This is a genomic window from Paenirhodobacter sp. CAU 1674, assembly GCF_029222945.1.
Classification (GTDB): Bacteria; Pseudomonadota; Alphaproteobacteria; order Rhodobacterales; family Rhodobacteraceae; genus Rhodobacter.
On record NZ_JARHUH010000006.1, the window covers coordinates 269,531 to 279,943 of the forward strand.

General features: G+C 63.9%; 11 protein-coding genes. 7 read left to right on the plus strand and 4 right to left on the minus strand.

All coding sequences use genetic code 11. The features are described from left to right. Nucleotides 1–34 precede the first annotated feature (34 nt). From P2G62_RS10890 to P2G62_RS10905, 4 genes are all read left to right on the plus strand, one after another. Entirely contained in the window at nt 35–1,258 is a 1,224-nt protein-coding gene (locus P2G62_RS10890) for a 3-hydroxybenzoate 6-monooxygenase (protein ID WP_275734926.1), read from the plus strand. Between the two features lie 131 nt (nt 1,259–1,389). After that, nucleotides 1,390–2,640: an efflux RND transporter periplasmic adaptor subunit gene (locus P2G62_RS10895; RefSeq protein WP_275734927.1), complete on the plus strand. Its 1,251-nt coding sequence runs from the start codon at nt 1,390–1,392 to the stop codon at nt 2,638–2,640. After that, the gene (locus P2G62_RS10900; protein WP_275734928.1) at nt 2,637–3,344 is read left to right on the plus strand and encodes an ABC transporter ATP-binding protein; all 708 of its coding nucleotides are present in this window, start codon (nt 2,637–2,639) and stop codon (nt 3,342–3,344) included. The genes P2G62_RS10895 and P2G62_RS10900 overlap by 4 nt, the downstream gene beginning before the upstream one ends. Further along, complete coding sequence (locus tag P2G62_RS10905; RefSeq protein ID WP_275734929.1) at nt 3,344–4,549, plus strand: ABC transporter permease; 1,206 nt, start codon at nt 3,344–3,346, stop codon at nt 4,547–4,549. Before P2G62_RS10900 ends, P2G62_RS10905 begins: the two co-directional genes overlap by 1 nt. A 52-nt stretch (nt 4,550–4,601) precedes the next feature. On the opposite strand, the gene P2G62_RS10910 is transcribed toward P2G62_RS10905, so the two are convergent. From P2G62_RS10910 to smpB, 3 genes are all read right to left on the minus strand, one after another. Continuing rightward, nucleotides 4,602–5,783 (minus strand): amino acid aminotransferase, encoded by a 1,182-nt coding sequence (locus P2G62_RS10910; RefSeq protein WP_275734930.1) that lies wholly within the window; start codon nt 5,781–5,783, stop codon nt 4,602–4,604. After that, on the minus strand, nt 5,783–6,640 hold the full coding sequence (gene sseA / locus P2G62_RS10915) for a 3-mercaptopyruvate sulfurtransferase (protein ID WP_275734931.1): 858 nt from the start codon (nt 6,638–6,640) through the stop codon (nt 5,783–5,785). The genes P2G62_RS10910 and sseA overlap by 1 nt, the downstream gene beginning before the upstream one ends. 99 nt (nt 6,641–6,739) lie before the next feature. Further along, complete coding sequence (smpB, locus tag P2G62_RS10920; RefSeq protein WP_275734932.1) at nt 6,740–7,213, minus strand: SsrA-binding protein SmpB; 474 nt, start codon at nt 7,211–7,213, stop codon at nt 6,740–6,742. A 105-nt stretch (nt 7,214–7,318) separates the two neighbouring features. Between smpB and P2G62_RS10925 the strand changes: the two genes are divergently transcribed. Further along, nucleotides 7,319–7,768: an ion channel gene (locus P2G62_RS10925; protein WP_275734933.1), complete on the plus strand. Its 450-nt coding sequence runs from the start codon at nt 7,319–7,321 to the stop codon at nt 7,766–7,768. Nucleotides 7,769–7,797: 29 nt separating this feature from the next. Here P2G62_RS10925 and P2G62_RS10930 read toward each other — a convergent pair whose 3' ends face one another. Beyond that, nucleotides 7,798–8,253 (minus strand): DUF302 domain-containing protein, encoded by a 456-nt coding sequence (locus P2G62_RS10930; RefSeq protein WP_275734934.1) that lies wholly within the window; start codon nt 8,251–8,253, stop codon nt 7,798–7,800. Nucleotides 8,254–8,414: 161 nt separating this feature from the next. Between P2G62_RS10930 and msrP the strand changes: the two genes are divergently transcribed. Both msrP and msrQ read left to right on the plus strand, forming a co-directional pair. Continuing rightward, entirely contained in the window at nt 8,415–9,335 is a 921-nt protein-coding gene (gene msrP / locus P2G62_RS10935; RefSeq protein ID WP_275734935.1) for a protein-methionine-sulfoxide reductase catalytic subunit MsrP, read from the plus strand. Continuing rightward, nucleotides 9,335–9,961 carry a protein-methionine-sulfoxide reductase heme-binding subunit MsrQ gene (gene msrQ, locus P2G62_RS10940; protein ID WP_275734936.1) on the plus strand — a complete coding sequence of 209 codons (627 nt, stop codon included), beginning with the start codon at nt 9,335–9,337 and terminating at the stop codon, nt 9,959–9,961. Before msrP ends, msrQ begins: the two co-directional genes overlap by 1 nt. The last annotated feature ends 452 nt before the right edge of the window (nt 9,962–10,413 follow it).

The window sequence follows — 10,413 nt, forward strand, 5'->3', positions numbered from 1 at the left end:
GCGGGAGGCACGCGGCCGAACAGAGGAGCTTTGCATGACTGAACTTCCCATTCTTATTGCCGGTGGCGGTATCGGCGGCCTTGCCACGGCGATTGGCCTTGCGCAGAAAGGCGTGGCCTCGCTGGTGCTGGAACGCGCGCCCGAGCTGGGCGAGATCGGCGCCGGTATCCAGCTGGGCCCCAACGCGTTTCATGCCTTCGACTATCTGGGCGTCGGCGATCAGGCGCGCGACATGGCGGTTTATATCGACAGCCTGCGTCTGATGGATGCGATGTCGGGGTCGGAAATTACCCGCATTCCGCTGGACGAAGGGTTCCGTACCCGGTTCGGCAACCCCTATGCCGTGATCCATCGCGGCGATCTGCATGGCGTCTTTCTGAAGGCCTGCATGGATCACCCGCTGGTCGATCTGCGCACCAGCGCCGAGGTGGCCGATTACGACCAGGACGGCAGCAGCGTCACCGTCACCCTGGCTTCGGGCGAACGCGTCACGGGGCGCGCGCTGATCGGCGCCGATGGTCTGTGGTCGAACATCCGCAAGCGTCTGGTGGGCGATGGCGCGCCGCGTGTGTCGGGGCATACGACCTATCGCTCGGTCATCCCGACCAAAGACATGCCCGAGGATCTGCGCTGGAACGCCGCCACCCTTTGGGCCGGGCCGAAATGCCATATCGTGCATTATCCGCTGAAGGGCTGGAAGCTGTTCAACTTGGTGGTGACCTATCACAACGATGCGCCCAGCCCCGAGGCGGGCGTGCCGGTGACCCATGACGAGGTGAAGATCGGCTTCCAGCACGTCAACCCGGTTGCGCGTGAAATCATCGACCGTGGCCAGAACTGGAAACGCTGGGTGCTGTGCGATCGTGACCCTGTGGAAAACTGGGTCGATGGGCGCGTGGCGCTGCTGGGCGATGCGGCGCATCCGATGCTGCAATATTTCGCGCAAGGCGCCTGCATGGCGATGGAGGATGCCGTGGCCTTGGCCGCCGAGCTGGAGCGCACGGCCGATCTGGAAACTGCGCTGCAGAATTATCAAGCGCTGCGCCGGTTGCGCACCGCGCGGGTGCAGCTGCAATCGCGTGAAATCGGCCAGCATGTCTATCACCCGGCGGGGGCGCATGCGGCCCTGCGCAATGCGGTGATGCAGGGCAAGACCGCCGCCGATTGGTATGATGCGGTCGAATGGCTGTATGGCTCGACCGGGCTGGAAGGTGCGGTTTCGCCCGAAACCCGCCGCGCGGCCAAGGCGGCCCGCTGATCCCTGCGCGCCCCCGGTTTCGCCGGGGGCGTCGGCTTTTGCAAGAAGCTTGCGCTCTGGCGTCGGAAACTGGCGCGCCTCGCGTATAAATGCATTATCCCTGTGGGGATGTGTGCGAACCGAGGATCATTATGCCCAAGCAATCCAGCGAAGAGATCGCCAAAGCCATTTCCGCCGCCAAACAGAAACATGGGGGGTGGCGTTGGATTGTGCCGGCTGTCGTGGTGCTGCTGGTTCTGGGCGGGTGGCTCTGGCTGGGGCGCACGCAAAGTGCGACGGGTGTCACCTATACGACCGAGGCCGTGACGCAGGGCACCCTGACGGTGACCGTCACCGCGACCGGCACCGTTCAGCCGACGACCGAAGTCGAGGTTTCTTCCGAACTGTCAGGCACGCTGGCCACGGTCGAGGTCGATTATAACGATGAGGTCGAGATCGGGCAGGTTCTGGCACGGCTCGACGATACGAAATTCAAGGCGCAGGTGGCCAATGCAACGGCCTCGCTGGCCGCGGCGAAAGCGCAACTGGTCCAGGCCGAGGCCAGCGCGCGCGAGGCCGAAGCGATTTACGAGGCGCAGAAGGAACTCGACCGGCGCGGGGTGGTGACGCATACCGATTTCGTCACCTATACCGCCAATCACGAACGCGCGCAGGCCGCCGTCGATGCCGCCAAGGCCGCGCTGACGCTGGCAGAGGCCAATCTGGAACTGGAGCAGGCCGATCTGGACAAATCGGTGATCCGTTCGCCGATCAAGGGCGTCGTTCTGGACCGTGCCTATTCGGCCGGGCAGATCGTGGCGGCCTCGTTGTCGGCGCCGACGCTGTTCACGCTGGCCGAAGACCTGACCCGGATGGAATTGCAGGTCGACATCGACGAGGCCGACATCGGTCAGGTGGCGACCGGCAACACCGCCACCTTCACGGTCGATGCCTATTCGGGTCAAAGCTTCCCGGCGACGATCACCCAGGTGCGTTATGCGCCCGAGGAAACCGACGATGTGGTGACCTACAAGGCGGTTCTGGCGGTGAACAACGACACCAAGCTGTTGCGCCCGGGGATGACCGCGACCGCGACAATCACCGTGGCCAAGGTGGACGATGCCGTGCAGGTGCCCAATGCCGCGCTGCGCTATGCGCCGCCGCAAGTGACCGAAGATACCAGTTCGGGGGCGGGCGGTCTGGTAGGGCTGATCATGCCGGGACGCCCCGGCAATGGATCGACGGCCAAGGCTTCGGCCAAAACCGTCTGGGTGCTGAAAGATGGTGTGCCGACAGAGATCGAGGTGACGCCGGGCGAAAGCGACGGAAAACACACGATCATCACGGCGGGCGATCTGGCTGTGGGCGATCTGGTGATTACCGATCAGCGCGAGGCGCAGTGATGACCGCGCCACTCATTGAATTGCGCGGGATCACCCGAACCTACGGCGAGGGCGAGGCGATGGTGCGCGCGCTCGACGGGGTCGATCTGATTATCCGCGAGGGCGAATTCGTGGCGATCATGGGGCCCTCGGGGTCCGGCAAGTCGACCGCGATGAATATCATCGGGTGCCTCGACCGGCCCTCGGGCGGGCATTACCTGTTCAACGGGGTCGAGGTGGCGACACTCGATCAGGATCAGCGTGCGCTGTTGCGGCGCAACTACCTTGGGTTCGTGTTTCAGGGCTTCAACCTGCTGGCGCGGACGACGGCGCTGGAAAATGTCGAACTGCCGCTGATCTACAAGGGGCAGCCCCGGGCCGAGCGCGAAGTGCGCGCGCGCGAGGCGCTGAACCGCGTGGGTCTGGAGGGGCGCGAACACCACCACCCCTCGCAACTTTCGGGTGGGCAGCAGCAGCGTGTGGCGATCGCGCGCGCGCTGGCGGGCGAGCCGATGGTGATGCTGGCGGACGAGCCGACCGGGAACCTCGATACCACGCGTTCGCGCGAGATCATGGAGTTGTTGCGGCGGCTGAACCGTGAAGAGGGGCTGACCATCGTGATGGTCACACACGAAGAGGATATGGCCGCCTTCGCCAGCCGTCTTGTCGTGTTTACCGATGGCCGCGTGGTGCGCGACGAACCTGTTACCGAGGGGGCTGCCTGATGCTGTGGGAAACCGTTCGTCTGGCCTTCACGGCCATCATCCGCAACGCGCTGCGCTCGTTCCTTACGGTGCTGGGCGTGGTGATCGGCGTGGCTGCGGTGATCGCGATGGTGACCGTGGGGCAGGGCTCGTCCGAGCAGGTGTCGTCCAATGTCGAGAGCCTGGGCACCAATGTGCTGGTGCTGCGCTCGGGGGCGCGGATGATGGGGCCGGGCACGCGCGACACCGCGCCGGCGTTCAAACTGGCTGATGTCGAGGCGCTGCGGGAACTGACGGTCCTGTCCGCGGTGGCGCCGGTGGTCAGCGCCTCGGAAACCGCGGTCTATGGTAATACGAACCGCTCGACCTCGATCACCGGCACGACCTCGGATTATCTGGAAATCGGCGGGTGGGAGATCGCCCGCGGGCGCGGGTTCACCACGCTCGAGGACAAATCCGGTGCGAATGTCTGCATCATCGGGGAAACCGTGCGCACCGCCCTGTTCGGCGCGACCGATCCCACCGGCGAAACGATCCGCATCAAGGCGATCTCGTGCGAGGTGATCGGCCTGCTGACCGCGAAGGGCGCGGGGTCTTTCGGGCAGGATCAGGACGATATCATCATCATGCCGGTGCGCACCGTGCAGCGGCGCCTGATCGGCGATCAGGACGTGGCCTCGGTTTCGATGCAGCTTGCCTCGGGCGTGTCCACCGATCGCGGGATTTCGGAAATCGAGACGCTGATGCGCGAACGCCGCCGGATCGAGATTGGCGAGGAAGACGATTTTTCCGTGACCGACATGAAGGAAATCGCCTCGATGCTGAATTCGGTCAACTCGGTGCTGACGGGGCTGCTGTCCTCGGTGGCCGCGGTCAGCCTGCTGGTCGGCGGGATCGGCATCATGAATATCATGCTGGTTTCGGTCACCGAACGGACGCGCGAAATCGGCATTCGTCTGGCGGTGGGGGCGCAGGCGGGGCAGGTGCTGATGCAGTTTCTGGTCGAAGCGGTGGTGCTGTCGGTGATCGGCGGGGTGATCGGCATTCTGACCGGGCTTGGGTTGGCCTATGTCGCCGCGCGGATCATGGTCATCCCCTTTGCGCCCAATGCGTCGGTGGTGCTGCTGGCCTTCGTGTTCTCGGCGGTGGTCGGGGTGATCTTCGGCTATTTTCCGGCGCGGTCCGCGGCGCGGCTCGATCCGATCGAGGCGCTGCGGCACCAGTAAGGCAAACGGGCGCCCGATGGGCGCCCGTCTTTTCATCCTGCAGGGGGCGGGCTCAGACGCCCGCGTCGATGATCGCCCGCGCCAGCAGCGGCACGGTTTTCGCGTTCAGCCCGGCGATGTTCAGCCGCGAGTCGCCGACCATGTAGATCGCGTTGTCGACCCGCATCTTTTCCACCGCCTCGGGCGTGGCGCCCAGCCGCGAGAACATGCCGCGATGCTGTGCGATGAAATCGAACCGATCCGAATTCGACAGCTGGCGCAGCTCGGCGGCCAGTTGCTCGCGCAGGCCCAGCATGCCTTTGCGCACCTCTTCCAGCTCGGCCATCCAGTCCGCGCGCAGCGCCGGATCGGTCAGCACCATCGTCACCAGACGCGAGCCGTGGTCGGGTGCGAAGGAATAGTTCTGCCGGTTCAGATAGGCCAGCGTGCCTTGCGTCACATCCTTGTTGGCGGCATCGGACAGAACCATCAGACAGCCGGTGCGTTCGCGGTAGATGCCGAAGTTTTTCGAGCAGGAGGCCGCGATCATCACCTCGGGCAGGCGGCTTGCGATCAGGCGGGTGCCGGCGGCGTCTTCTTCCAGCCCGTCGCCAAAGCCCTGATAGGCCAGGTCGATCATCGGGATCGCGGCTTTCGCCTCCAGCAGGTCGGCCACGGCGGCCCATTGCTCCAGCGTCAGGTTGGCGCCGGTCGGGTTGTGGCAGCAGCCGTGCAACAGCACCACGTCACCGGCCTGAACGCCGTCCAGATCGGCCATCATCGCATCGAAATCGACCGCGCGCGCGGCATTGTCGAAATAGCGGTAGGGTTTCGTGGCCTGTTTCATAAAGGCCAGGATCGACAGGTGGTTCGGCCAGGTCGGGTCCGACACCCAGATCGTGCAATCCGGGTTGGCCAGCCGCGCCAGTTCAAACCCCTGACGGCAGGCGCCGGTGCCGCCCACGGTGGCCAGCGCCGACAGCCGATCGGCCGGATAACCCGCGCCCAGAACCATTTCCGCCATCGCCGCGTGGAAGGCGGGTTCGCCCGCCAGCGCGGTGTAGGTCTTGGTCGTCTCGGTTTCCCACAGCTTTTTCTCGGCCGCCTTGATCGCGCGCATCACCGGGGTGTGGCCCTCGGCGTCCTTGTAGACGCCCACGCCCAGGTCGACCTTGTTATCCCGCGGATCGGCCTTGAACTGGCCCATCAGCGCCAGAATCTTGTCGGGCGCCTGGGCTTTGAGGGAATTGAACATCATGCTTCTCCGGTTGCGACGCGAAGGTCGTTGAACATGCCCCATTCGGCCCAGGCGCCATCATAAAGCGCGTGGTCGCGGTGGCCGATGATTTCGAGCGCCAGCGTCAGCATCGCGGCGTTCACGCCCGAACCGCAGGTGCAGATCGCAGGCTTGGTCAGATCGACGCCCGCCGCGGTGAACAGCGCACGCAGTTCGTCGGGCGATTTCATCGTGTTTTCCGGGGTCAGCAGGTCCATCCAGGGCACGTTCTTCGATCCCGGAATGTGGCCCTGACGCAGGCCGGGGCGCGGCTCGGGATCGACGCCGATGAAACGGCCGTGCGCGCGGGCGTCGATGATCTCGTGGTCGCGCAGCTTCGAGGCATGCGCGACCTGGGTCACGTCCTTCACCAGCCCGGCCTGACGCTGCACGGTGATGTGGCGGTCGCGCACCATCGGCGGCAGGTCTTCGGTCTCGCGCCCTTCGGCGATCCATTTCGGCAGCCCGCCATCCAGCACGGCGATATCCATCTTGCCCATCAGGCGGAAGGTCCACCACACGCGCGGCGCGGAAAACACGCCCATCTGGTCATAGACCACGACCTGATGGCCGTCGCCCACGCCCATCGCGCGCATGCGGCTGACGAATTTCTCGACCGGGGGCGCCATATGCGGCAGTTCCGAACGCGAGTCGGCGATTTCGTCGATGTCGAAGAACCGCGCGCCGGGGATATGCGCCGCGTCATAGCCCGCACGGGCATCCCGGTTCATCGTGGGCAGAAACCACGAGCCATCCAGAATCCGCAGATCGGGATCTTTGAGGTGGGCTTCCAGCCAGTCGGTGGAAACAAGGGTTTTGGGATCATCCATGGCCATCGCACGCCTCCGTTTATCCTTTTGTGCTTAGCCGTAACCGGGCGGGTGAGGCAAGGGCGGATAGGTGCGAAATGGGGCTGTGGGGGCTGCCGCAGGGGCTTAATGGCTCTGTTTCAGCAGACGTTGTTTCTGCCGGTTCCAGTCACGCTTGGCTTCGGTCTCGCGTTTGTCGGCCAGCTTCTTGCCCTTGGCGACGCCTAGCTTGATCTTCACGCGGCCACGGTCGTTGAAATACATCGACAGCGGCACGATGGTCATGCCCTCGCGCCCGATCGCCTGCCACAGCCGGCTGAGTTCCTTTTTCGAGACCAGCAACTTGCGCCGACGCCGTTCTTCGTGGCCGAAGACGCCCGCCTGCATGTAGGGCGCGATATAGGCGTTGATCAGCCACAGCTCGCCGTCTTCGACGCTGGCATAGCTTTCGGCGATATTCGACTGGCCGGTGCGCAGCGATTTCACCTCGGACCCGGTCAGCACGATGCCCGCCTCCAGATCGCTCTGGATGGCGTAATGGTAACGCGCCTGCCGGTTTTCGGCGATCAGCTTGGAATTCGGGTCGGACTTCTTGTTCATGGTCGCCCCGAGATAGGGCAGGGGGGACCGTCTGTCCAGTGCGACAGCATGGATCTTGACCGAAACGGCCAGCCCACGTTACCCGCGATCAGGGGGAGAGAGCGGATGTTTCTACAGATCTTCATCGGATCGGTGATGATGGTGACCACGGTCATCATTGCCGGCTTTGGCGCATGGGCGATGGAATGGGCCTTTGCGCGGGCGCATTTCTGGCTGCTGCGCGAACCGCACCGGCCCAAGCTGATGCTGGTGGTGCTGGTCACGGCGCTCTGGGCGCTCGCGATGGTCACCGTCGGGGTCTGGCTCTGGGCGTTTTGTTTTCGCGCCCTGGGCATATTCATCACCATGGAGGCGGCTGTCTATTTCGCGCTCGTCTCTTTCACCACGCTTGGCTACGGCGACATCCTGCTGACCCATGAATGGCGTATCCTGGGCGGGATGGCGGCGGCGAACGGTCTGCTGAACATCGGCCTGTTGACCGCGATGCTGGTCGAGGCCTTGCGCCATGTGCGCATGGCCCAGCTGCAAGCGCATCGCGCGCATGACCCGGATTGAAGCGAAGGGCCCGATACCGGGCCCGCTGTTCATTCCTCGAGCATCAGCGCATCGGCGATGATCCCGCCCAGCAACTCCTCGACCTGATCCATCTCGCCCTCGGGATAGTCGCGGAAGCCCACGGTGATGATGCCGGGGCGATCCGGGGTTTCATACAGAAAGACGTTATACGGGCAGAACTGCACATTGGCCGGGTTGATTTCCATCACCGCGCGCGACACCGTGGCCGAGCAGAAGGAATAGATGTCTGCCTGCGTGAAGATCACCTTGTCCGAGCCGGTGGCCGGGCGCGTGCGTTCCAGCATTTCGCCCGTGTGGCTGGTGCTGTCGATCACCAGCCCGGCGCCGATGATGGCGTTCTCGATGGCAAAGCCGACATTCTCGAAATTGTCCTCGACTTCCCAGGTATGGGCGTCACCCGCCCAGACGGAACTGCCGAAGGCCAGAGCGCCAGCCGCGAGGCCTGCGGTGATAAACTGTTTCATGGGTCTCCCTTTCCCTCCCATGGCGCACCGCGCCATGCCTGCTGCACTCTGGCGACAAAGCGGCCTGCGGTTCAAGGGGTAACAATGTCGCGACCTTTGTGCATTCTGGCCCGCCCGTTCCGTATTGCTTCTTATAGTCAGTGCAACAGATGGAGACAGCCATGCGCAAGACCAAGAACCTGAACTGGGCCGATGTGACGCCCCGGGCCGACTGGATCAACCGGCGTGCGCTGATTGCGGGTGCGGGCGCGGCGCTGGGGCTGGGGGCGCTGCCTGCTGCGGCCCGGATCGCCGCGGTGCCCTCGGCCTATTCCACCGATGCGACGCCCAACACGCTGAAAGAGATTACCTCTTACAACAATTTCTACGAATTCGGCTGGGACAAGTCTGATCCCGCGAAATACGCAGGCCAGATGACTACCGATCCGTGGTCGGTCGAGATCGGCGGTCTGGTCGAACGCCCCGGCAGCTATGGTCTGGATGACATCCTGCGCAATGCCACGCTGGAAGAGCGGATCTATCGCTTCCGCTGTGTCGAGGCCTGGTCAATGGTCATTCCCTGGATCGGCTTCACGCTGGCCAGCCTGCTGGACCGGGCGGGCGTGCAGCCCGGCGCGAAATATGTGGCCTTCGAAACCCTGCACCGCCCCGGGGAAATGCCCGGCCAGCGCGCGGGCGGCATCGACTGGCCCTATGTCGAGGGGCTGCGGCTGGACGAGGCGATGAACCCCCTGACAATCCTGGCCACCGGGCTTTATGGCGAGGCGCTGCCCAATCAGAACGGCGCGCCGATCCGGCTGGTCGTGCCGTGGAAATACGGCTTCAAGTCGATCAAGAGCATCGTGAAGATCACCCTGACCGAGGCCGAGCCACGCACCACCTGGAAAGCGTTGCAGCCGCGCGAATACGGGTTCTACGCCAATGTGAACCCCGAGGTGGATCATCCGCGCTGGTCCCAGGCCAGCGAACGCAAGATCGGCGGCGGGTTGTTTGCCGCGCGCGAGCCCACGCTGATGTTCAACGGATATGCCTATCAGGTCGCCGGGCTTTATGCCGGGATGGATCTGGCGAAGAACTACTGATGCCGGGGGTATCGTTGAACGGCGCGCTGCGCCGCGTGCCCCCGGGGGCGGTTTATCTGCTGGGTCTGTTGCCCTTGGCGTGGATCGTCTGGCTGACGCTGTCGGGCGGGATCGGCGTCGATCCGGTCAAGGGGATTGAACACCGTCTGGGCAAGGTCGCGCTGTGGTTTCTGGTGGGCGGGCTGGCGATCACGCCGCTGCGCCGCATCACCGGGTTGAACCTGCTGCGCTATCGCCGCGCGGTGGGGTTGCTGGGCTTTGGCTATGTCGCGGCTCATCTGCTGGCCTGGGTGGTGCTGGACATGGGGTTCTTGTGGGCGCAGGCAGCGGCGGATCTGGTCAAGCGGCCCTATCTGCTGCTGGGGATCACCGGCTTTGCGCTGCTGGTGCCGCTGGCGCTGACCTCGAACACCGCTTCGGTGCGCAGGCTTGGGCGCAACTGGCGACGGCTGCACTGGCTGGTCTATCCCGCGGTGAGCCTGGGCGTCCTGCATTATCTGATGCAGATGAAGGTGATCTCCTCCGAGGGCTGGATCTGGGCCGCGGTGTTGGCCGGGTTGCTGGGGGTGCGATTGGTCCTGCGATTCCGGGGGCGACTCGGGGTTTTGTGGGCTGACGCAGGGTAAGGTTGCGCAGAATGTTTCGTTGAATCGGGTGATTTGCGAAACATTCTTCCCCTCGTCTGTTTCGTCTGCTGCAGCTGCAAAATGATGTGCTGCGCAACGCCAATAAAATAAGGGCCGGGAACGGGCCGTCACAAAAAATGGAAGTTTTTTGCCAAAACCCTCTTGCGGACCCCGGCGCCGATCCGTAAATACCCCCTCACCGAAGCGGAACACACCGCGACGGGATGCAGACGGAAGCGCAAGCAACTGAAAGCAAACAAAAATTTGGATACACGGTTGGCAGGTCGCGCCCCAAAGAATGAGGCGCCTCCAGTTGATTTTGTCTCCACGCTCTTTGACATTGCGAGATATCTGAAGAGATATGTGGGCGGTTTGGTCGTTTCGATGATTGGCCGGCGCATATCGGGTCCTTAGGCTTCGGCCGATGATAGGATTGTCAGCTTCACTGTTTG